This is a genomic window from Streptomyces sp. A012304, from assembly GCF_026008495.1.
Classification (GTDB): domain Bacteria; phylum Actinomycetota; class Actinomycetes; order Streptomycetales; family Streptomycetaceae; genus Streptomyces.
This window is the reverse complement of sequence record NZ_BQUN01000100.1, coordinates 1-20,952: the sequence shown is the minus strand read 5'-3', so window position 1 is coordinate 20,952 and position 20,952 is coordinate 1. Positions and strand designations below refer to the sequence as shown.

Annotated in this window: 23 protein-coding genes; 10 read left to right on the top strand and 13 right to left on the bottom strand. The window is 69.5% G+C overall.

Going from position 1 to position 20,952, the window contains the following annotated elements; translation table 11 throughout:
- Positions 1 to 1,171: 1,171 nt before the first annotated feature.
- Together ALMP_RS25380 and ALMP_RS25375 are read right to left on the bottom strand one after the other, a co-directional pair.
- Positions 1,172 to 5,065, bottom strand: coding sequence for a trypsin-like peptidase domain-containing protein (locus tag ALMP_RS25380; protein ID WP_264932138.1), 3,894 nt, complete (start codon positions 5,063 to 5,065; stop codon positions 1,172 to 1,174).
- A gap of 10 nt (positions 5,066 to 5,075) precedes the next feature.
- A complete protein-coding gene (locus ALMP_RS25375) occupies positions 5,076 to 5,408 on the bottom strand; it encodes a trypco2 family protein (protein ID WP_264932136.1) in 333 nt (110 codons plus the stop codon).
- A 156-nt stretch (positions 5,409 to 5,564) separates the two neighbouring features.
- On the opposite strand from ALMP_RS25375, the gene ALMP_RS44170 reads away from it, so the two are divergent.
- The 4 genes from ALMP_RS44170 to ALMP_RS25355 all read left to right on the top strand — a co-directional run bounded on the left by ALMP_RS44170 (position 5,565) and on the right by ALMP_RS25355 (position 7,257).
- Complete coding sequence (locus ALMP_RS44170; protein WP_309299535.1) at positions 5,565 to 5,861, top strand: YcaO-like family protein; 297 nt, start codon at positions 5,565 to 5,567, stop codon at positions 5,859 to 5,861.
- Positions 5,861 to 6,010 (top strand): hypothetical protein, encoded by a 150-nt coding sequence (locus ALMP_RS25365; RefSeq protein ID WP_264932134.1) that lies wholly within the window; start codon positions 5,861 to 5,863, stop codon positions 6,008 to 6,010. The genes ALMP_RS44170 and ALMP_RS25365 overlap by 1 nt, the downstream gene beginning before the upstream one ends.
- A gap of 161 nt (positions 6,011 to 6,171) precedes the next feature.
- Positions 6,172 to 6,570 (top strand): hypothetical protein, encoded by a 399-nt coding sequence (locus ALMP_RS25360; protein WP_264932132.1) that lies wholly within the window; start codon positions 6,172 to 6,174, stop codon positions 6,568 to 6,570.
- A gap of 180 nt (positions 6,571 to 6,750) precedes the next feature.
- A complete protein-coding gene (locus ALMP_RS25355; RefSeq protein WP_264932130.1) occupies positions 6,751 to 7,257 on the top strand; it encodes a hypothetical protein in 507 nt (168 codons plus the stop codon).
- A 270-nt stretch (positions 7,258 to 7,527) separates the two neighbouring features.
- Here ALMP_RS25355 and ALMP_RS25350 read toward each other — a convergent pair whose 3' ends face one another.
- On the bottom strand, positions 7,528 to 9,078 hold the full coding sequence (locus ALMP_RS25350) for an MFS transporter (protein WP_264932128.1): 1,551 nt from the start codon (positions 9,076 to 9,078) through the stop codon (positions 7,528 to 7,530).
- Positions 9,079 to 9,194: 116 nt separating this feature from the next.
- Here ALMP_RS25350 and ALMP_RS25345 point away from each other — a divergent pair, with 116 nt between their 5' ends.
- Positions 9,195 to 9,560, top strand: a complete 366-nt coding sequence (locus ALMP_RS25345; protein ID WP_264932126.1) for a helix-turn-helix domain-containing protein — start codon at positions 9,195 to 9,197, stop codon at positions 9,558 to 9,560.
- A 216-nt stretch (positions 9,561 to 9,776) separates the two neighbouring features.
- Complete coding sequence (locus tag ALMP_RS25340) at positions 9,777 to 10,220, top strand: HAD family hydrolase (RefSeq protein WP_375803533.1); 444 nt, start codon at positions 9,777 to 9,779, stop codon at positions 10,218 to 10,220.
- A gap of 66 nt (positions 10,221 to 10,286) precedes the next feature.
- Here the strand turns inward: ALMP_RS25340 and ALMP_RS25335 are convergent, their stop codons facing one another.
- From ALMP_RS25335 to ALMP_RS25320, 4 genes are all read right to left on the bottom strand, one after another.
- The gene (locus ALMP_RS25335) at positions 10,287 to 10,898 is read right to left on the bottom strand and encodes a DUF998 domain-containing protein (RefSeq protein ID WP_264932124.1); all 612 of its coding nucleotides are present in this window, start codon (positions 10,896 to 10,898) and stop codon (positions 10,287 to 10,289) included.
- A gap of 133 nt (positions 10,899 to 11,031) precedes the next feature.
- Positions 11,032 to 12,048 (bottom strand): NADPH:quinone oxidoreductase family protein, encoded by a 1,017-nt coding sequence (locus ALMP_RS25330; protein ID WP_264932122.1) that lies wholly within the window; start codon positions 12,046 to 12,048, stop codon positions 11,032 to 11,034.
- Between the two features lie 46 nt (positions 12,049 to 12,094).
- On the bottom strand, positions 12,095 to 12,460 hold the full coding sequence (locus tag ALMP_RS25325) for a MerR family transcriptional regulator (protein WP_264932121.1): 366 nt from the start codon (positions 12,458 to 12,460) through the stop codon (positions 12,095 to 12,097).
- Positions 12,461 to 12,538: 78 nt separating this feature from the next.
- Positions 12,539 to 13,108: a TetR/AcrR family transcriptional regulator gene (locus tag ALMP_RS25320; RefSeq protein WP_264932120.1), complete on the bottom strand. Its 570-nt coding sequence runs from the start codon at positions 13,106 to 13,108 to the stop codon at positions 12,539 to 12,541.
- Positions 13,109 to 13,194: 86 nt separating this feature from the next.
- Between ALMP_RS25320 and ALMP_RS25315 the strand changes: the two genes are divergently transcribed.
- Positions 13,195 to 13,656, top strand: coding sequence for a nuclear transport factor 2 family protein (locus ALMP_RS25315; protein ID WP_264932119.1), 462 nt, complete (start codon positions 13,195 to 13,197; stop codon positions 13,654 to 13,656).
- Between the two features lie 120 nt (positions 13,657 to 13,776).
- Here ALMP_RS25315 and ALMP_RS44440 read toward each other — a convergent pair whose 3' ends face one another.
- From ALMP_RS44440 to ALMP_RS25305, 3 genes are all read right to left on the bottom strand, one after another.
- The gene (locus ALMP_RS44440; protein WP_375803532.1) at positions 13,777 to 14,043 is read right to left on the bottom strand and encodes an NUDIX hydrolase; all 267 of its coding nucleotides are present in this window, start codon (positions 14,041 to 14,043) and stop codon (positions 13,777 to 13,779) included.
- 149 nt (positions 14,044 to 14,192) lie between these two features.
- Positions 14,193 to 14,552, bottom strand: a complete 360-nt coding sequence (locus ALMP_RS25310) for a hypothetical protein (RefSeq protein ID WP_264932118.1) — start codon at positions 14,550 to 14,552, stop codon at positions 14,193 to 14,195.
- 288 nt (positions 14,553 to 14,840) lie between these two features.
- Complete coding sequence (locus tag ALMP_RS25305) at positions 14,841 to 15,128, bottom strand: hypothetical protein (RefSeq protein WP_264932117.1); 288 nt, start codon at positions 15,126 to 15,128, stop codon at positions 14,841 to 14,843.
- Between the two features lie 249 nt (positions 15,129 to 15,377).
- On the opposite strand from ALMP_RS25305, the gene ALMP_RS25300 reads away from it, so the two are divergent.
- From ALMP_RS25300 to ALMP_RS25290, 3 genes are all read left to right on the top strand, one after another.
- Positions 15,378 to 15,995, top strand: a complete 618-nt coding sequence (locus ALMP_RS25300; RefSeq protein WP_264932115.1) for a dihydrofolate reductase family protein — start codon at positions 15,378 to 15,380, stop codon at positions 15,993 to 15,995.
- A 4-nt stretch (positions 15,996 to 15,999) separates the two neighbouring features.
- Positions 16,000 to 16,950: an alpha/beta fold hydrolase gene (locus ALMP_RS25295; protein ID WP_264932113.1), complete on the top strand. Its 951-nt coding sequence runs from the start codon at positions 16,000 to 16,002 to the stop codon at positions 16,948 to 16,950.
- A gap of 102 nt (positions 16,951 to 17,052) precedes the next feature.
- Complete coding sequence (locus ALMP_RS25290; protein WP_264932112.1) at positions 17,053 to 17,394, top strand: hypothetical protein; 342 nt, start codon at positions 17,053 to 17,055, stop codon at positions 17,392 to 17,394.
- Between the two features lie 172 nt (positions 17,395 to 17,566).
- Here ALMP_RS25290 and ALMP_RS25285 read toward each other — a convergent pair whose 3' ends face one another.
- The 3 genes from ALMP_RS25285 to ALMP_RS25275 form a co-directional block, all read right to left on the bottom strand.
- Positions 17,567 to 19,234, bottom strand: coding sequence for a hypothetical protein (locus ALMP_RS25285; RefSeq protein ID WP_264932110.1), 1,668 nt, complete (start codon positions 19,232 to 19,234; stop codon positions 17,567 to 17,569).
- A gap of 29 nt (positions 19,235 to 19,263) precedes the next feature.
- Entirely contained in the window at positions 19,264 to 20,442 is a 1,179-nt protein-coding gene (locus tag ALMP_RS25280; RefSeq protein WP_264932108.1) for a hypothetical protein, read from the bottom strand.
- Positions 20,439 to 20,952 (bottom strand): hypothetical protein (locus ALMP_RS25275; RefSeq protein WP_264932106.1); only part of this gene is annotated, 514 nt, incomplete at its 5' end. The genes ALMP_RS25280 and ALMP_RS25275, both read right to left, overlap by 4 nt.

The following is a 20,952-nucleotide window of genomic DNA, read 5'->3' as shown; positions in this document are numbered from 1 at the left end:
CATCACCTGATCGGGCTAATCTGTCGATCTTTCGCGTCGACTCCCGGCACAGCCTGCTAAAATCGCGCGCGCGAGACGGGGCGGGGGTCAGTGGACGCAGAATTCGTTGCCCTCGGGGTCCGTCATCAGTCATGATCCCTTCCACCTCGAACAGGCGGAGCGGGTCAGACAATTCACCATGGCGAGGGCGTCGGCGACGGAGCGGACCTGCTCGTAGCCGGTGAGGGCGAGGACGGTCCTGCCATGCGCCGCTGGAGAGGTGCCGTACCCGGGCCCGGAGGTCGTCGAGGACGCCGGCACGCCATTGCGACGCACCCACCGGTGGACACCGCCCGCCCTCACCATCTCCTAGGCACCAGGTAGCCCATCACCGGCACGGCCACGCGTCGTCCAGCGAAGCCCGCCAGCCGGCATCGTCGCCATGTACTACCTCGGAAACCCCTGTTGGCTGAACGGGCACCACCGCGCCGCGCATGACACCAGCAAGGCCACGGTCGACGAGGAAGCCGAGCGGCCGAAGCCTCACACGCCGGCCGCCGACGTCTGAACCGGCGCTCCCCTCAGTCCGGGAGGCCGCGTTCGTCGTCCAGGTGAGCCATGGCGTAGCCGTGCTCGTCTGGATGGCGGGCCAGGCGGGGCCATCACCCACGCGGTCCTGGCGTCAATCCCCTCGCCGAAGTCGGCGGCCAGGCGCCGCGCCCGCCAGGTCGTGCGCGGGGCGAGCACCCACCGTACGAACGGAAACCGGACCATCCCCGTGCCAGCCGCCGTCGAACCTGACCCGTCGGCGGCGTCGGCGGAGGGGAGATGGGCATGGGGCTCGGGCACGATCGGAAGTCTGGCGATGAGCTTGGCCGCCGCGGCGGTCATCAGGTCGGAGATCACCGAAACGGGCGGTGCTCGCGGCGCTGCGGTTGACGCCCCGTGGGCGCGGCGACGCACGGCGAGAGCCCCCACCGACCGGGGAGGGCTCCCCGAAAGGTCTGAACAGGGCCGGTTCACCGGCCATCGTCCCTGTGCCGGGGCAGTGGGGCGGTACGCATCTCGTGCAGCCCCGCCCGTGCCGAGCAGCCGCACCGGGCAGCGGGGATGACATGCCCGGGATTCCCGGCCTGCGGGTGAGCGGCATTGGGGCCGACGGCCGACAATCGTCCCGGGTCAGACAGCACGACTAGGACCAGCGATGCGGAACCCACCAGGCTGAGAGCCCGCCGAGCTCGCTCGCGAGGTATACGTGATGGCCGGCCGCAGCCGGTGCGGTGGTCAGCGCTCGGATCGGACCCGTCGCGCACAATGCCGTGGACCTGCCGTCGTGCTCCCAGATCCGTACGTGATCGGAGTCGCCCGCAGTAATGAAGCGCCCGTCGGCGAGGGCGACGGCAGTGATGTCACGGCCGTGATCACCAAGTCGTGTGGGATGCGGGAACGGTTTGGTGAGATCCCACAGATAGAGGTCGCCAGGCCCGACACCCACTGTGAGGAGGGTGGTCTCGGTCAGGGCCAGGAGGATCTTGATCTTCCGTCCGAGCCGGCCCAGTTCGAACGGACCGTCTGCTGCTGTGAGATCCCACAGCAGCAGTTGACCGTTGTCACCGGACGCCGTGATGACGTGACGAGGGGCAATGGGAAGCAGGTGATCAACCGGTGGGGCGAGCTGTGCGACGACAGCAGGGTCCGAGCCCGGGGAATCGGGATCCCAGACCGCCAGCCCGAGCCGCCCGCCCGCAGTTACGACGTGGCCGGTCGGCAGGACCGCGAGTGGAACGGCGTGGGTCCCTACGAACCCAAGGGACTGCGAGGGCTCCCCTGCGTTCGCGGGATCCCAGAGCAGCAACTCTTCCAGCGCGCCGGTCCTGGCCGTGGACTCGGTGACGACGTGTCCGTCCGGCAGCACCGCGAGCGCGTCGACGCGGCCGCCCGTGCTGCCCAACTTGGTCGGCCCGCCGCCACCGGCCGGGTCCCAGACCAACAGGTCGCCTTTCCATCGGGAAGCGCTGACCGGTCGTCCATCGGGCAGGGTGGCAAGCGCGTCAACAGGTTCGTCGTAGTGCCGACGGGAGTGGAACACGAGGTTGGTGTTCCACCCCAGCAGTCGCCCGCCGCCGCGGCCGGCAGTGACCAAGCGGTCGTGAGAAACAGCCGACAGCTGATGGACGGCCTCGCCATGAATGCCGAACCGGACCGGCTCGTGGGCCAGCCGCATCCCCTCCCGGTCGATCTCCCAGCCGCGCGGACCCATTCGACGTGCCATCGTGTCGAATCTCCAGACGAGCAACTGGCCTTCAGGCCCGGCAGCCGTCACGAGATCGTGTGGCGTGATCGCGGCTGCTGCGTGCACCATGTCCGTGTCGTTGCCGTGTCTGCCCAGCTCGACCGGCGTCATACCGGGCCGGTGCGGTTCCCACAGCAGGATTCGTCCCTCACGTTGGCCAACGGTCGCGAGGATTCCTTCCTGCATGAGGGCCATCCCGCTGATCCGATCGCCGTGCCTGCCGAGGCGAACCGGCCGCCCGTCCAGTTCACTTGCGTGCGGCTCCCAGATGTCCAGGCGACCGTCCAGTCCGGACGCCGTCAGCACCCGGCCGTCGGGCAGGCCGATCATCGCGTCCACAGAGTCGTTGTAGCGGCGCAGCGGAATGGGATCCCCCGCCGGCTCAGTGAGCTCCCATACCAGCAGCGGCCCGGCCTCACGGGTGGCACTCACCAATCGTCTGTCCGGAAGCACCAACAGGTGGGCCACCGCGCCCGCGCGTACCCGGAATTCGACGTCCGGGCCGCCCTTGGATAGCCGACTCCAGAGGAACATCCGGCCCGAGGCAGTCGCGGCGACGAGCACGTCCTCCGGCGTGCTGGTCACCGCGGTGATGCCCACGCCATGCTCGCCGAGCTCCTGCGGCCGGGAGCCGGGGAGCGTCGGATCCCACAGCAACAGCCTGCCGCGGGCGCCGCCCGCCGTCACGATCTGGCCGTTCGACAGCACAGTCAGTGCCGAGACCCCGCTCGGATGGATGCCGAGCTCGTAGGCCAGTGCGGGGTTGGTGCGTCGTGCCCACAGCGGGAACGGCACCTTCTGATCGAACTCCTTCAGACGGTCTCGGCCGGCCCGTTCGGTCACCGAGTCGCCGTCGAGCAGAGCTTGCATGAGTAACTGTCCGAGGACGTAGCCAGGTCGCTCGATGGGAAGCGGAGGGCGAAGGTTGTGTGCTTGCGCCACGATCAGCCTGTCCGCGATCGAACTACCCGTCCGTGTGACGAGCCGGGCGTCGCGCATATGGGGAAGCACAGCGTCGACACCGATTCTCCGCACGGTCGTGTCCTGCCAGCCGATGTCCGTGACGAGGAGGCGAAACTGGTCCCGGTCATGGGCGGCCAGCACGCTGGGGTAGGAGTCCAGGAGATAGCGAGGGGTCGTGCCGATCGGCCAGCCCTGAGCCTGCCATTCCCGCGCCCATTGATGGATCCGGGCCTGGAACTCCGGCTCACTGGTGTCCTCGCCGTTCGCGCAGTAATCGAGCAGGGCAGCGTGCGCGAACTGGTACCTGCGCTGGCCTTCCGCCCCCACTGGCTGCAGGCTGCGAGCCGCACGTTCCGTGACGAACCGGCGGATCGTTCGTGGACGTTGGCCGGTGAGAGCAGTCAGGTCGCCGACGGCAAGCGGTCCGGACGCGGCGGCCAGGAGCCCAAGCACTTCGACGGCCAGGTCGGCCTGCGGGTCGTTGCCGCGGAGGAGTTCCTCGATCTCCTGCCGGGCCCGCTGCTCCACTGCCCGTGCCTGTGAGCTCTGCCGTACGGGCACCGGCGTGATACTTCGCAGCGGGTGGTCGACCGGTAGATCGGTCGGTAGGTCGGGGTGCGGCCGGCTGGTCACCAGCACGTGCGCGGCTCCGCCCGAGAGGGTAGGCAGGCAAGCCGCGACGCTCGGCGACCCCGGCGGCTGCAGATCCTCATCCAGCGCGTCGACGACCAGCAGGAGGTGGCGTTCGTGCTGGGCAGCCCACGCCGTCGCCCGTTCCCAGAGCGCCCGGAACACATGCAGGTCGGGGTCTGGCGGGTCCTCGCCGAGCAGGTATGCGAGCTGCGGAACGACTGCGGTGAGGAAGTGGTTGCTGTCGGCGTCGGCTTCCCGCCGGGACAGGAAGTACGCCACCACGCGGACCTTCGGCGGCATCGCGCCCAGCACGACCTCTGCCGCCAGTGAGGTCTTGCCGGCCCACGCACTGCCGACCATCCAGCGATAGCTCTCGTCACTGACGGCGAATGCCGCGATGTCGGCGAGTTCACGCTCCCGGTTCAGCAGCAGGGGAGTTCGTGCGTGGATCTCGCGCAGCGTCGCTCTGTAGGCCGGGCGTTGCCGTTCGCCGCTCGGCGGGGGCATGTGTACCAGCCCGGCCGCGCTCTCCACGCCGAACCTCGACCACCAGAGCTCGGCATTGCCCAACCGTTCGAGGCGTGTGAGCGGCGTGACGGTAAGCGCCGACGTCCCTTCGCGGGGCGCGTGCTCGGTGACAACGCCGACGAGGTACTCACCGGCCCAGACGGGTGCGCCCGACATGCCTGACCACTCCGTCTCCGCCAACGACTTCCCGTGCTGCGGCAACGGCCGGGGGGACGCGGTGACGTGCAGCGTGAGCAACCCGCTGACCAGGTTCGCCAGCACTGAGATGTGCCCGCCGACGCCCACGGTGTCCCTCACCGTGGCGCCCTGCGTCGTACGTTCCTTGAAAGCCGGGTAACCGACGGTGTGGCAGCGATCGATGATTTCGGGTACGACCCCGTCGCGATCCACCGCGGCGGCCGGAAGCGCCGGAAAGCCCGTGTCCTCGTCGAGTTCGACCAGCGCGAGGTCGACGGACTCAGGGTCGCCGAGGTACGCCGGATCCACGCGGGCTTCGCGTCGGCGCTTGTCGCGTCCCCGTACCCAGACCGTGCCGGCTCCCACCACGGTGTGCGCCGCGGTGAGCACGGTTCGCCCGGACAGGATGCAGCCGGATCCGTACCGGTATCTCGGCGAGGTGCCGGGACCGAAGTCGCTGACGATCTCGACCACCCGGTCCGCCAGGGCCACCACGACCGCGCTAGCCCTTCACCTGGTCCCCGGCTGAGGCCACCCTGACCGGGTTGCCGGCCTGGTCGACGGGCGCGTCGAACACCACGGTGATCGCCTGCAGACTTTCCTTCTGCCACCCGGCACCGACGCCCAACTCGGCATTCACGAACGGAACCTTGAAGCCCGCCTTGCCGTCCGCCGAGCGCGTGGCGGCTACCCTCAGCTCGATCGTGATGCTCTGGATCGGGAACTGCATGTCCTGACGACTCGGATCGCGCTGAGCGGCGAGCAACTCAGCACGTAGCATCTGGACGGCCTCGGTGAGTCCGATCCCCGGAACCTCATGGTCCTCGCCGGCCATTCACCCCTCCAGTCAACATCCACTGCTGTCCAGGACCAGTGTCGCAGGCCCGGTCGGCGTCCGAGGGAGCCATCTCAGCGCGCTCGCACCTGCCTCGAACATCGCACCGGAATACGCGAGGCCGACCCGCACGGCCGGGAGGTCATCGAGCGGCTGGTGGCCGCGGGCATGGCGCTGGAGATCGCGCTGGTGGACGGCCCCTACGGGCTTCCGGTGTGGGTCGCCTACCCATGGTCGGAGGACTACCCGGTCGTCTTCGCCGACGGCGGCTGCCACAGCCGCCCGGCCATCGCGCTGATCCGGGCGCTGACCGAGACCGTAGTACGACGCCGTCCACTCCGCCCGCGCCCGCACCGATCTGGTCCCCCGCCTGTACGCCGGGCGATCGGCGAGGACTGCCCGGCCGAGGTCGCCGCCCCTCCAGCTCGTGCGACTGGCCCCTGCTGGGGCTGATGACCGCGTGGCTGCGGATGCGGCCGGGCCAGCTGCTGGTGGACACGGCCTGCGGCGCCGGCGGCATCGGCCTGACGGTCGAGCACGTGGACGAGCGGCTCGCCGAGCCCGCGCTGTGTGTCGGTCAGGTGCGTTGCGCGCACCAGTAGGTGGACGGGCGTGCACGCCGCGCCGTATGCGGACGGGGCGAAGAGACATGTTCTGCCGGGACGGTCATACGCCGAGGCGCCGAGTTCCGTCTGGGGAGCTGAAACGGATGCCACCGAGCCGCGAGCGACCAGCCCGGTTCTGGCCTGACGAGGAGTCCACCATGTTCAAGCGCAGTGCCCGTCTCACCGCCGCCGGTATAGCGGTCGGTACCGCCTTCACCCTGTTCGGCGGGGCCGGCGCCCAGGCGGCCCCCGGCACCTCCCAGCCGGCTCCCAGCACCGTCCAGTCCTCCCCGATCCTGCAGCCGAACAGCAACATCAGGACCGGACCCGGAAGGTCGTACAGAATCTACGACACCAGCGGGCCGGAAGGAGCCTCCGGAGTGGTGAAGTGCTACGCGCGCGGTGAGCGCGTCACGGCCGGCGGTTACACCACAGACGTCTGGTACCAGGTCACTGTCCATTTGCCCAGGGCCACGTACTACTTCGTGTGGGCCTGGGGCGGCAACGTCAACGTCGGCGCCGACCCCGCCCCCGGCGTCGAGGTCTGCTCCTCCTGACCTCACCCCGTCACGCACTTCGCCCCCAGCACGGTGGCGGCACCGGGGAATCCGCAGTGTCGCCGACAAGATCCTCCGCAAGCGTAGGCGTCGTGACGACATCACAAAGGTTCCGGCAGACGGGCAGGACGGCAAAGGGCCGATCTGCGGGAGCCGTCAACTCTTGACCAGGGAGAAGACATGCACAGCATCCGCCAGATATTCAGTGTGGGATTGGCCGCGTTCGTACTCGGGGCAGGGCTGTTGGCCGGTTCCTCCGGTACGGCTCAGGCGGCGGCGTCTGACTGCACGGGAGGCGCCAACGGTTTCACCGACATCCCCGACAGTCTCAGCGGCCGCGGTGTGGCGGGGGCGGGAGCGCTGCTGATCAGCAATCCCCACGCCGTCGCCTCGTGGGCGATGCAGTCCGGCAACGTCGGCGGCAGACAGATGGGGTGGGGCGTCTTGAGCACGGGAGGACCCAGCAACTGGGGACCCGGTGTCAGGGCCATCGTCTGGATGTATGTCACCAACGACAACAAGGCGTCAGTGATCACGTGCGGCCCGTTCGAGGTGAGGTCGGCCGGCACCAGGATCACGACCCCGGCCTACCCGACCAGTAGCTCGCCGAGCCGGGCCTTCCAGGTCTGCGCGGTCCTGTACGGCCCCGGAGAAAACTACGACACCGGCTGCAGCTCCTGGTGGTAGGCCGTCGCCAGGAAACCCGCGCGTGCCAGCGCAAGTCACCCATGCCTGGGAACAGGAGCTGTCCGCGGGCTTCTCAGCATGGACTTGGACACCATCCGTGTCCGATCAGCGGGGTAACTGGCCGAACGGGAGCCTGATCGGCTGATCGCAGTGGGGGCGGCGCATGAAGGCAGGGCCTCGCGGTAGCTCGGGGGTGCGAACCGAACCGGGCAGTACCAGGAGGCCCTGTTGGCGCAGTTGTCATTTCCTCTCAGCACCTCAACCTCACCATCAACGTCGAACGCAGCCCGGCGTGGATGTCGGGCGCAGCAGGATGGCCGCCATGGCGGCGGTGACGAACAGGCCGATGGCGGCGAGGGTCAGCACGATGGTGAAGCCGTGGTCGTAGGCCTGTTGTGCCGCGCGCAGCAGTGTCTGGGCGGTTTCGGGCGGAAGGTCGGCCATGACGTCCTGGGCGTGGGCGAACGATTCCTCAGCAGTCGCCCGCTCGTCCGGGCCGAGCCCCGGTATGTGGGGCAGGCCGGTTCGGTACATGGCGGTCAGGACGGTGCCGAGGACGGCGACGCCGAGGCCCGCGCCGAGTTCGAAGGACGTCTCCTGGATGGCGGCCGCCTCCCCGGAGCGTTCCGGCCGCGCGGCGCTCATGATGGAGTCGGCGCCCAGGGTCATCACGATGCCGGCGCCGTATCCCGCGCCCAGCAACGGCACGAGCAGCACCCCGTAGTGGGCGGTGTCGCCGACGGTGGCCATGGCGGCGAGCGCGGTGGCGAAGAGGGCGAGCGCCCCGGTGAGCGACCACCGGTTGCCCCACCGGTTCGCGGTCCAGGGCGCCGTGACAGCGCCGATGGCGTTGGCGCCGGCCAGTGGCATCAGTGCGAGTCCGGCGCGCAGCGGCGAGTACTCGCCCACCTGCTGGAGCCATTGGGTGAGGAAGAACAGTAGGGCGACGTAAGAGCCGAAGCAGCAGATGACGCAGAAGGTGGCGGTGGTGAAGCGGCGTTCGCGGAAGAGGGAGAAGTCCAGCAGCGGCTCGGCGATGCGCCGCTGACGGCGCACGAAGACGTAGAGCAGGGCGCTTCCCAGGACGGCCGTGATGGCGATGACGCCGTTCACTCCGGCGTGCTCGCCGGCCTGCTTGAGCGCGTAGACCACGCCGGCCAGGCCGGTGACGGACAGCGCCACACTGGCCAGGTCCCAGCGGCGGGGCACGGGGTTTTGGGACTCGGGGATGACCCGGGCGCCGACAGCCAGGACGACGACGATGATGGGCACGTTGATCAGGAAGACCGCGCCCCAGCCCCACTTCGCGGTGACCAGACCGCCGACCAGCGGACCGATCGTGGCGCCGACGCTGTGGGCGGCTGTCCAGATGCCGATGGCGACGGCCCGTTCGCGGTCGTCGGTGAAGACGACCCTGATGATCGCCACCGTGGATGCCATGATCATCGCCGCGCCGACTCCGAGTGCGGCGCGCGCGGCGATCAGTTGCGCCGTCGACGTCGAGAAGGCGGCTGCTGCAGAGGCGAGGCCGAAGGTGACAAAGCCGCTGAGCACCATGCGGCGCCGGCCGATCCGATCGCCGAGAGTGCCGCAGGTCACGAGCAGGGCCGCGAGCGTGAGCGAGTAGACGTCGACGACCCACAGCAGCCCGGCGGGAGAGGGCTCGAGCTCCCGGCTCATGCTGGGTACGGCGACGTGCAGCACGGTGAGGTCGATACCGCACAGCAGCAGGCTGCCCGACACCACGGCCAGCACCAGCCACCGCCGCCTCGGCGGGGCGGCCGGAGGCTCCCTGTGCTCCGTCTCCTCGATTGCTCGCACCGGTGCGGATACCTCCTTGTTCGACATAGCCTCAGTGTCAGGACGTACCAACGCGGGCCACAAGTACGGTCTTTGGTGTCCCCTAGTGCCACGCTGTATACCAATGGAGGTCAGTCGTGCGTTCCGACGTCGAAGAAGCCCCGGATCACTGCGCGATCGAGTTCGCCATGGAGATGCTCGGGGGGCGTTGGAAGCTGGCCATTCTCAAGCAGCTGGTCGCGGGGACCCATCGATTCGGCGCACTCAGGCGCGCGCTGCCGGGCATCACTCAGCGCATGCTGACCCGCCAGTTACGGGAACTGGAAGCCGACGGCCTGGTGACGCGGACCGTGTACCGCGAGGTGCCGCCGCGGGTCGAATACTCACTCACCGAGGTCGGGCACAGCCTGGACTCCATCACCGAGGAGTTGGACAAGTGGGGCCGCTGGTACCGCGAGACAGTGCGTCCCGAGGCCCCGTCCGGCCGTCGCCCAACCTCCTGACGTGGGCGAAGGCGCGGCCGCCCCCCGAGCGCTCGGGCCGTCCGAAGTTCACCACGAGCAGTGCCGAGAGGTCGCCCGAGGGGAAGAACTCCCGGTTGACACCGTCCTGGCCGAAGCCGCTCATGGGTCCGGCGGAAAAGCCCGGCCACGCGCCAGATGCCAGTTACCTGAAAGCTGTCCCGCAGGCGCCTGTTGGCCGCCTGACATCATCGACGGGTGACCAGTGAACCCAGGCGGCCGGGCCGCATGAAGTACGTCCTGTTCGACGTCGACGGCACGTTGATGGACGCGGTGAGCAATCAGCGCCAGGTCTGGGCAACCTGGGCCGAGCGATACGGGCTGGATGCGGACGAGGTCTACCAGGTGGCTCTGCGGACGCGGCCGATGGAGACGTTCGCCCAGGTGGCTGAGGACGGCAAGCCTTCTCCCGTCCCGTATCTGCTGGCCGCTGAGCAGCTCGGAGTCGAGCCGGGAGCGTGCCTGGTCATCGAGGACGCTCCCTCCGGAGTGCGGTCCGGGCTGCGCGCCGGGATGACGGTGTGGGGGGTGAACGCCGCCGTCGCGGTGGAGGGCGTGCACCGCCACTTCGTCAGTCTGCGTGAGGCAGTTCCTCACATCCTGGCCTTCGCGTCCGGCCCGCACGGGAATGCCGCAGCATGAGCGCGTCCGCCGGCACCGGATGTCGCTGGGTCGTGTCACCCGCGAGCAGGCGTTGCGGGCCAACCGTCAGGTGTACAGGATGCGCACGGCGAGCAGCGTCTGCCAGGTCCAGCCGATGGTCAGCGAGATGCGCTGGAGCAGTCCGCCGCGGTCGGCCCACCGTCGATGCTGGTCGAACGCGGCACTGGCCAGCGCCATCGTCGTCGCGAAGAGCACACCGCTGGCGATCGAGTAGACAGTCCACCCGGTCGAGTCGGACAGGGCGAATACGAAGCAGGCCACAGTAAGGGCGAGGAATCCGATGAGAGAGAACAGGTCATGCAGCGCCCCGGCGCGGGTGTGACGCTGGAGCTGATCGGGGGTGCCGGGAGGGTAACCGCTCACCGGGTCCGTCCGGAAGGCGCCTGCGCCCAGCAGGCCGACCGCCCATGCGCCGATCAGCAGGGCGCCCACCAGGGAAGGCCCGACACGCCACAGGCCTACGGCGAATGTCAGTGACAGCAAGCCCGCGAAGAGGAAGTTGGCGGTCTGCGCCCACCCGGTACGGCCGAGGGCGAGCGAGCTGACGGGGTGGCGGAACGGTCTGTAGCCCACCCGGCCGGCGCCTGCCAACAGGTACGCGACGGTGAAAAGTGGCCCAGCGGCCATCCCGCAGGTAAGCAGCACGTGATTCCCCATCCCGTCAACATAGGTTGACGAGATGGGGTGCGTCAACCCTAGTTGACAAAGGGTGGCGCAGCTCAAACACCCACGAGGCAGAGCCGCCCGGCCGAGGCCGGCGGGGCCTCGTCGCGGTGTGTCACAGCCGTTCCTAGCGCCAGGGGTCGAGGGCGTGCTTGCCGTGGGTCAGGCCCGCTTCGAGCTGCCGCAGCACCGCTGGGCCCTCGGCCAGGGGATGAACCCGGGGAGTGCCGGGCGGGTAGACGCCCTGGGCGATGAGGGCCTCGATCTCGACGAGCAACGACTCGTACAGGGACGGGGCCGCGGTCGCCAGCCTGCCGATGTGCAGGCCCTTGACCTGGACCTGGTGGGTGAAGACCAGGTCGTGCGTGCTCAGGCCGGCGTCGCCGGAAGCGGCGCCGAACACGACGACGCGTCCGGTGAAGGGTTTCGTGACCGACAGGCTGACCTCGAACGTGGCCTTACCCACTGACTCCAGGACCAGGTCGACGCCGCCCGTCAGGCGGGTGACCTCGGCGGCCAGGTCGGGGCGTCGGCTGTCCAGGACCTCGTCGGCGCCGAGTGCTTTGACCGTGTCGTGCTTGGCCGGTGACGCCGTGGCGATCACACGCGCCCCGTAGTGGCGGGCGAGACGGACCGCGGGCTGTCCGACGCCTCCGGCCGCGGCATGGACGAGCACCACCTCACCCGCCTTGATCTCGCCCAACGGCTTCAGTGCCGCGAGCGCGGTCGCCCAGTTCAGCACCAGGCCGAGGGCTTCGGCGTCGCTCCAACCAGAAGGCACGGGAAGCACGCCCACGGCCGGCATCGTCATGTACTGCGCGAAGGCGCCCGGGCCGGCTCCGACGACGTGGGTGCCGAGCCGGAGCGGACTTTCGACGTCCGGGCCGACACCCACGATCTCGCCCGCGGCTTCGAAGCCCGCCACGTAGGGCGCCTGCGGGCCTCCTCCGTAGGTGCCATGGGTCTGCATGACGTCTGCGAAGTTGACGCCGGCGGCGCCGACGCGGACCAGGTACTCGCCGGGTCCCGGGACGGGGCGGCGGTGTTCGGTCGTCAGCGTCAGATCCTTCGGTCCCCGGTGCGACCGCTGGACCAGCGCGCGTACCGTCTGCTCGGCGGTCTGCTCCTGCTCGTTGATCTCCATGCGCCGAACGTAGGAGTCTGACACTTGTGTCAAGGTCAAGCGACTCTCATGGAGCGGTGGTCCGGGCCTCCAGCAGGTAGGCGTCGAGTGCCGCCTGCTGATCGCTGAGGACGGCGATGCGTGCGGCGAGCCGATCGCGGTACCTCTGCACCTCGCCCAAGAACTCCTCGCACACCGCATCCGCGCCGCCATCGGGTCCGCCAGCGGGGCGGGACAGAACGTGCCTGACCAACCGCACGGGCAGCCCCGACTCCAGCAGGGAGCGGACGACGAACACCCGGTCGATCGTGGACGGGCAGTAGTCGCGGAACCCATTGCTGCGACGACCAGGGGAGATCAAGCCCTCGTCCTCGTAGTGCCGCAACGATCTCGCACTCACGCCGCTGACCCTGGAAGCTTCACCGATCTTCATACTGGAGGCAACGACGGGGCACACCACACTCTTCCAGCACTCAGCACCATGACAGAGCGAAGGGCCGTGGCCGAAAGATCAAGATGCTGCCCCCAGCAACGTCGCGACGGCTGCGCGAGCATGACGAGCCGGGGCCGGGTCGCCACTGATGCCGGCCGTCACGATGGCTCCTTCGGCGAGGAGGAAGACCGGTTCGGCCACCGGCACCCCGGTGGCGTGGACCCACTTCGCGATCTGGTCGTGGAATGCCCGCTTGTGTGACCGGACTTCGGCCAGCACCGCTTCGGACGAGGAGCCGAGTTCGCCGTGGGCGTTGACCCAGGCGCAGCCGCGGAAACCGGGCTGTGCGAACCACTCGGCAAGCCAGTCGAACACCGCGAGTACGCGCTCGCCGGAATCCGGGACCTGTTCCACGTGGGCGGCCAGGTCTCCTCTCCACCGTCGGTCGCGACGCCTGAGCATCGCCACGACGAGGTCCTCCTTCGCCGCGAAGAACCCGTAGATCCGCTTCAGCGGCAGACCGGACACCGCGCGCACCTCGTCCATGCCGACCGCCTGGATGCCTCGCTCGTAGAACAGCCTCTCCGCCGTGTCGAGCAGCGCCTCACGGTCCAGGCGGTTCTGTTCCTCGGTGATCGGGGCCGGCATCGGATCTCCTTGACGTTGAGAACGATCGTTCCCTACCTTAGTCCGCAGCGATGGAGAACGAACGTTCTCGACGTGAGGAGGCCGCAGTGCCGCAAGACCGCCCGCCCCATCCCCCGTTCACCCGGGAGACCGCCCTGCACAAGGTCCAGGCCGCCGAGGACGCGTGGAACACCCGCGATCCCCACAAGGTGGCACTGGCCTACACGGCGGACTCGACCTGGCGGAACCGGGACACCTTCATCAGCGGCCGCGAGGAGATCGTCGCCTTCCTGACACAGAAGTGGCAGCGCGAACTGGACTACGCGCTGCGCAAGAGCCTCTGGGCGTTCCACGACAACCGGATCGCCGTCCGCTTCCAGTACGAGTGGCACGACACGCAGGGCCAGTGGTGGCGCAGTTACGGCAACGAACTGTGGGAGTTCGACGAACGCGGCCTCATGCGGCGCCGCGAGGCGAGCATCAACGACATCGCCATCACCGAAACCGACAGACGCATTCACGGCCCCCGGCCCGTCGACGAATACGGGATCGACATCCCACTCCAGTAGCGCCCCACGAGTCGACGTTTCGTCGCCGGGCGGCACAGCAGGCTCAGTGCGAACCGGCGGGAAGAGTGAGCCGGGCGAGGTAGGCGTCGATGCCGGATACACGACCAGGCAGGGGTGCGCTCAGATCCCACCAGCGCATCGCCTCGATCTCGCGATCGGCCTCGAAAGCGCGGCGCCGCACGGCGCGGCCGGTGAACAGGGCACCGTATTCGGCGCGCCGCCGGGGCTCAGCAGGAATCCGGCATAGCCGACGAAGCACAAGGGGGCGTCGGGCATCTGCCCGCTCTCCTCGGCAAGTTCACGAACGGCAGCCTGGCGAGGGCTCTCCCCCGGCTCGAGCAGGCCACCAGGTAGTTCCCAGTGCCCCCGGAACCGGTCGTAGACCATGACGACCTCGTCGCGGTGCCACAAGGCAGGGACGACGGGCTGCGCCTGCCGACGGTCGGCCGGGGGGACCGGCCGGCCGTCGGATGAAGGCGTGGCCTGCGGGGAGATGAGCCGGAGGTGTGGGATGCGGCGGCATCCCACACCATCACTCAGCAGTCGGCGCGGAGGCTCCAGACGGGGTCCCAGTTGCCCAGGACGGGACCGTAGTTGGCCGGCGTCGTGTAGATCACCCAGTTGTCCTCGTTGAACATCTTCACCCTGCCGTTGTTGGGGAGGCGGTTGTTCCAGTAACCAGCCCCGTACCAGGGCACGCTCGCGGACATGCCGCAGCGCAGGACGATGGGGGGCGCGCCGTCGCCGGTCGCGCAGAACGCGCCGGACACGGAGCACGGCTGCGCGGCGGCACGGCTGGTGCCGGCGTTGCCGTCCGCGACGGCCCCCGTGGCGGTGGCGGTCAGCGCGGCGGTCGAGATGGCGAGGAGCGAGATCGCGATGCGAACCTTGCCCATGACAGGTTCCCTTCCGGTTGGTCCGGTTGCTGTGGTTCCACCATCAGCGAGCCGTCTTGGAGAAACCTTGGGGAAATATGCAACGACGCACCGACGCAGACCGCGTTGCCTTCGGGCAGACCCGTCCAGGGCCGCGTGGCGGGGGCGCCGGACTGGTTGCCGTAGAAGACGTCCAGGTCGTACGTGCCGGTGCTCGGGACGTCGACTCGTAGAAGGGTCTTCCCTCCCCGTCGCGCCACGAGGGGCGAATCCGGGACTGCCGCCGTCCGTCATGGAGTCGGACTGGGCTCAACCGAGACCACGATGGGCGGTCCACAACTCCCCGGCGCGGCCGGCGGCTTCGGCGACCAGGGCCACCAGTGCGGGTTTGTCGGGGACGGGGAATGAGACGTATGCGCCCCGACCGCCACCGACTGGCCTGCCATAGGCCTTTACGGCGAGGTGACCGTCCGGGAGAAGCCGGACGTTGAGTGTGGTCAGCATGAACTCTTCGCCTCGTCGAGTGTCCGTCCAGCGGAGCGCCTGCGGGATCGTGACATTGATCGCCAGAGCACTCACTTCCAGGTCGCTGCTCATGGACGGATGATCTCACGCGGGTCGCCGCAGGCGGCCGCCACCGTCCTCGCCCAGGCCTGCGGCCCGGCAGCGGTCCGGGTCGGCGGCCACACCCTTTGAACTGCGCACATGTGCCTCTGAGGTACTCGGCGGCGATCGTCCGCGGTGCGTCCGACATGGTGCCTCGCGCGTCGTGCCATCGAGTACGCATCCGGCACACGCCGCGTGCCTGAGCGATGAGTTTCCGCGGCGTATCCGGTCTGCCCTGGCATGACTCGAATCATCGCTGACATCTCGGTCTCTCTCGACGGCTTCGTCACCGGGCCCGACCCCAGCCCGGACAACGGTCTGGGCACCGGCGGCGAGGCCCTGCACACGTGGGCCTTCTCCGACGACCCCGACGACCGCCGAGTCCTGCGCGAGGGGACCGCCCGCTCGGGCGCCGTCGTCCTCGGCCGTCACCTCTTCGACGTTGTCGACGGGCCGAAAGGCTGGGACGACACGCGCGGCTACGGCGCCGGCGAGGTCGGCAGGCCCGCGTTCGTCGTCGTGACGAGCTCGCCGCCGGAGTCGGTGCGGACAACCGACCTCGACTGGACGTTCGTCACCACCGGTCTGCCCGACGCCGTCACCGCCGCGCGCGAGCGAGCCGAGGCGGCGTCGTCGGACAGCGGCAAGGACCTCGACGTCATCGTCATGGGCGGCGGCGCCACGGTCGGCTCGGCGCTCGACGCCGGGCTGGTCGACGCGCTGACCCTGCATCTCGCGCCGATCGTGCTCGGCGCCGGGACACCACTGTTCACCGGCGAAACGCCGCACACGCTGGTGCAGCGGAGCGTGCTGTCGACATCGACCGTGACGCATCTGACCTACGACATCTGCCGGTGATCCGATGACCACTGTCAAGGTCAATGAGATCGCCTTGGGCATCGAATCGTTCGGTGACGAGGACGCGCCACTCGTCCTGCTGGCGGGCGGGACGACGATGCTCTCCTGGCCCGACGCGCTGTGTGAGCGCCTCGCCGCCGGCGGGCGCCGTGTGGTGCGCTACGACCTGCGCGACAGCGGGGAGTCGACGACGACGGATCCGGAGGCGCCCGCCTACACCCTGCGCCACCTCGCCGCCGACGCGGCGGCCCTTGCTGACGCGCTCGGCGGGGGGCCTGCGCACCTCGCGGGGATCGGCGTCGGCGGGATGGTCGCCCAGGTGGCCGTGCTCGACCATCCGGGCGCGTTCTCGGCGCTCACCCTGGCCGGCACCCGCGCGGTCGCCCCTGGCCCGCCCGACGACGACCTCCCCGACCATGACCAGGCGACGATGAGCCGGCTGTTCGCGCGTCCGATGCCCGATTGGACCGACCGCCAGGCGGTTACGGAGTTCGCCGCCACCGGCGCGGAAATCCTCGGCGACGACCCCGTCGCCGCGCGCACGATCGCTGCACGCGTCTGGGACCGCACGCCCGGCACCGCACCCCCGGTCCAGATGGCCAACCAGATGGGCATGGTGTTTTCCCGGCTCGACTGCGAACCCCGCTGGCGTGAGCGCCTGCCCGAGATCGAGGTCCCCACGCTCGTCGTCCACGGCGGCCGCAACCGGTTCTTTCCCCTCGGCAACGGGGAGGCGATCGCGCACGAGATCCCCGGGGCACGGCTGCTCGTCCTCAAGGACGCCGCCACCGCGATCCCCGATGCGGCGGTCGGCGAGGTCACCGAGGCGATGCTCACGCTCGGACAAGCCGGGGCCTGCGAGGTCGCCCTCGCAAGCCCCGGATGGAGGAGGCCGTCGTCGGTTGGTTGTCGAGAGTCGACGCGGCCGGGCCGGGCATCTCAGCAGGGCAGCTGAGGACGGCAAGAACTCACTACAGGGAACTTCACGGCGTGCGCGACCTGGATACATGCACTACTACTGAGCAAAACGCGAGAACGGGAACATAGGAGGACCAACATGACAGATGCAGCTTTCGCCAAGCTTTTGTTTCTGGAGGCGAAAAGGATTCAGGACCCCGACGGCGCGGACGAGATCCTCGTCAGTAGAGGTGACGGCGGCACCTTCGAAAAGGTACGACTGCGGAAAGGGGACGTGTTCGAATTCGACGAGCGGTTCGTTCCGTTCGTCAACCAAGCGCCGATCGACATCGTTCTGCACGAAGTGAATGAGGCAACTGACCAGGTCAGCTTCATCGGAGGAGCCAAGATCATCCCCTCCGAGGTAGGCCTTGGAGAACGAACGCAGGCGATCGGCGCGCTGTCCTTGTCGCTGTACGAGTTGACGTACAAAGTCCTTTGACGAAGCGTCATCGGCAGGGCCACGCCCCCGCCACGACGGACAGAGGCCGTAGGCGACATTCACGAGTTCGGTCCGGGCGGCCGTCCAGGACCTCCCGGGCGAGGACGACCAGGGTCGCGTCAGGGCTCGACGCCCTCGCCCGACGGTCACGAGGTGGCCGACAGTGGTTTCCTCACCATTGGATCTCGATCCGGCCGGGGGCCCCCTTGGTGCCGGAGTCGCCCCACTCCCCCGTGTCGCCGATGCCCTCGGCACCGGAACCGCCCGCGCCGCCGGTGCCGGGGGCTCCCGCGTTGCCGGGCTGGCCGGGGCCCACCACGTACTGCTCCATGACCTCGGCGTAGGGACCCGTGGACCCGCCGGTGCCCTTGACGCCTCCGCCGCCTCCCGCGCCGCCTTCCCCACGGGAGCCGTTGTGGTCGTCGTACACGGCGCCCCCACCGCCACCGCCGCCGCCACCGCCACCGCCGCCGGTGATGCCGGGCCCGCCCCGGCCGCCGTTGCCGCCGACGCCTCCGGCGACGTCGTTGAGGTAGGCGCTTGCGCCCGATTCGCCTCCGGCCCCTCCGTCGCTGTCCCCGGTTCCTCCTTGTCCGCCGTCGTCTCCGGTTTCGCCGCCGGGCGCGTCGCCGCCTCCGGAACCTCCCGAGCCTCCGTCGCCACCCCACTGCTCGCTGGCGCCGCTTCCTCCGGTCGCCCGTGACCGGGCCCAGAGGACCTGCCCGGATCCGCCGCCCGCGCCCTCGTACTCCCCCGCGTCGCCGCCGTCACCGCCGCCGACGCCGTACCCGCCGTTGCCCGAGTCCCCGCCGTACCCGCCGTCACCGCCGCTGCCTCCGCCCCCGGCGACCAGCGAGGAGTCCTGAGGCGCGGGGGCCGTCACCGAGGTGGCGGTGTCGTGCGGGGTCCCGACGGTGAGGGTCAGGGTCTGGTTCTGGGTGACCCGCAGGGTGCCGTTGACGTACTCCCCGTATCCGCCGTCCCCACCGTCCCCACCGTCGGCGCGGTTGTCCATGTTGTGTCCGTGGTGCACCTTGTCGCCGCCCTTGCCGCCGTCGCCGCCGTCGCCGCCGGGTCCCCACAGCGCCGCCGTGATCTGCCGGACTCCCGTGGGCACGACCCAGAAGTGCTCGCCGGGCTCGCTGAACGTCTCGTCGCCGCTGGGGACGAGCCCGGCCCAGTTCCCGGCGACAGAGGCAGCAGACCCCGTGCTCATCGTGCTGGGGCCGCACTTGGCGTACTGGTCGTCGTGGAACAGGTAGCCGACGTCCAGCAGGGCCCCGGTGTCCGTGTCGAGCCTGGAGACGGCGTAGTCGACGTCCGGCCAGGTGAGTCCCCAGTCGCCGACGTACTGGACGGGGGGTTGCGAGGTCAGGCCCCGGCGCCACAGGCAGCATGCGTTCCCGGAGAAGAACCAGATGCGCTGACCGCCCGTGTCGGGGTCCTGCCACGGGAGCGCGGCGGTCACCGACGAGAAGGGGAGGTGGGTGAAGACCTGGGTGATGTCCCTGCTCTCCACGTCCGGCGTGGATCCGTCGACGGCGACGCGCAGGCACTGCCCGCCCTTGAACAGGTAGACCTCGTCGGCGCCGGCGAGCGAGCAGGCGGCGTCCAGGTCCTGGTTGAATTCACCGGCCAGGAGCTTTCCTCCGACGAGCCGCTCCAGACTCCCGCCGTCCTTCACCTCGCCGTCCCAGGGAGTGCGGTCGTCCGTGCTCCACTCGAAGCGGACGTACTGGTCTTCGTAGAGGAAATAGGTGCTGTTCGGGACCGTCGTCTGGCTCTGGTAGGGGTAGTGCCTGGGTACCGTGAACGCGGCGTCGAAGAGGTTCTGGGACATCGGGTGGCTCTCCTTTTCCGTCGGTGGTGTCAGGTCAGGCCGGGACTGGTGCCGAGGGGGTGCCAGGTGGCTCGGTACAGCGGGTCGCGGCCGAGCCCGTGCCCGGGGGCCGGGTCCTGGGCGAGGATGACCACGCTTCCCTGGCGGACCGGAACGAGGATCTTGGTCCCGTGGTCCGCAGGATCCCCCGGGGTGTCCGAGGTGATGAGGTACTGCTCGGGGTGGGTTTCGTCCGGGGACTGGACGGTGATGCCCAGGCCGGCGAGGGAGGAGTCCGGCGTCCCCCGCACCGTGCACAGCAGCAGCCCGTCCGTGTACGTGGAGTAGATGCCCTCGTCCAGGGAACGGGGAGCGGCCAGCAGGCGGGCGGTCCCGGCGACGGTGAGCCCTCCCGCGTCGACGTCGGGGGCGGCGACGCTGACGACGGTGGCCAGGGTGTAGGAGTCCTCGAGCCGCTGGTCGGACCCGTACAGGTCGGCGGTGAGGGTGAAGGGGGTGACGTGGGACAGGGTGAGGGTTTCCCCGGCGGAGTAGTTCGCCTTGCCGGTCACGTCCACCCGCTTGTCCTCGTAGGCGATCGTGAGGGTGGCGTACGGAGCGCTGCCCCGGGGGCCCGGGTGTGCGGGGAACTTCGCGTGCCATCCGAGGTGGAGTACGTCGCCGCGTCCGATCAGTGTGTCCCTGGGCGGTACCGGCCCGAAGTTCTCGAACACCGAGCCCGCGGTGTGTTTGGTGACGGTGAACGTGCGGATGCGGACCCGGGTGTCGCGGGGGGAGTTCCCCGGCGCGCTCTTCTCGGCGATGCGGCAGGTGACCTGCCCGGGCACCTGGTTGGTGTCCACCGCCACGGTGATCTGCATGCTCTTGGGGAACTTCCCGCTGCGGCCCCGGTCGTAGTGGACCCGGAACACGGAGGCCGGGACCGGTGGCGGGAACTCCCCCTGATAGGGCTGGGCACCCACCTGGTGCTGCCACGCCTGCCCGCCGCCGTTGGTCATGACGCCGTTGTCGGCGCCCTCGACGGTGGTCAGGCTGTCGGCCCCGTCACCCGGGTGCACGTCGATGTCGATGTACTCGACGTGGACGGCGTCGTCGGCGTTCCGTCGGGTGACGTCGATGACGAGTGTGACGCCGCTGTCCACGACGGGCACGGTCGGCTTGGTGGACCAGCTGTAATCGAGCAGGGTGTCGTCGTCGGCCCCCGTCATGGTCCCTGGCACCCTTCCGGAGGGTCGGTCTGGAGGGCGCCCGCGCCGATCGGGTACCACCTGAGCGTGGCCCGTCCCCCGTCGGGGCTCTCGACGTAGATGCTGCTGCAGGCCGCGACGGGGAGGGTGAGGTTCACGTTGTCGGTCTCGTCCCGGGAGCCGGAGGTGAGGGTGTAGGTCCGCGCCGCTTCCCCCGGGGGCGTCACCACGAGGGTGAGGGTGAGCGCGTCGAGTGCGGTGGTCAGCCGGAAGGACGCGAAGAGGAACCCGTCGGTCGGCGCGTAGGACTCGGCGGACGGGTCGACGGGACCGGGGGCCGTCAGGACGCGGGCCCGGCCGTTGACGCGGAGGTCCCCGGCGTCGATGTCGCCGTGCTGCACCACGACGGCGGTGCTCTCGATCTTCAGGCGTACGTTCTCCCCCTCGGTCCAGTCGGCCTGGAGGGTGAAGGGGACGAGGAACGCGGTGGGCGGCGCGTCCGCGGGGGTCGTGTAGCGGAAGTGGGCCCAG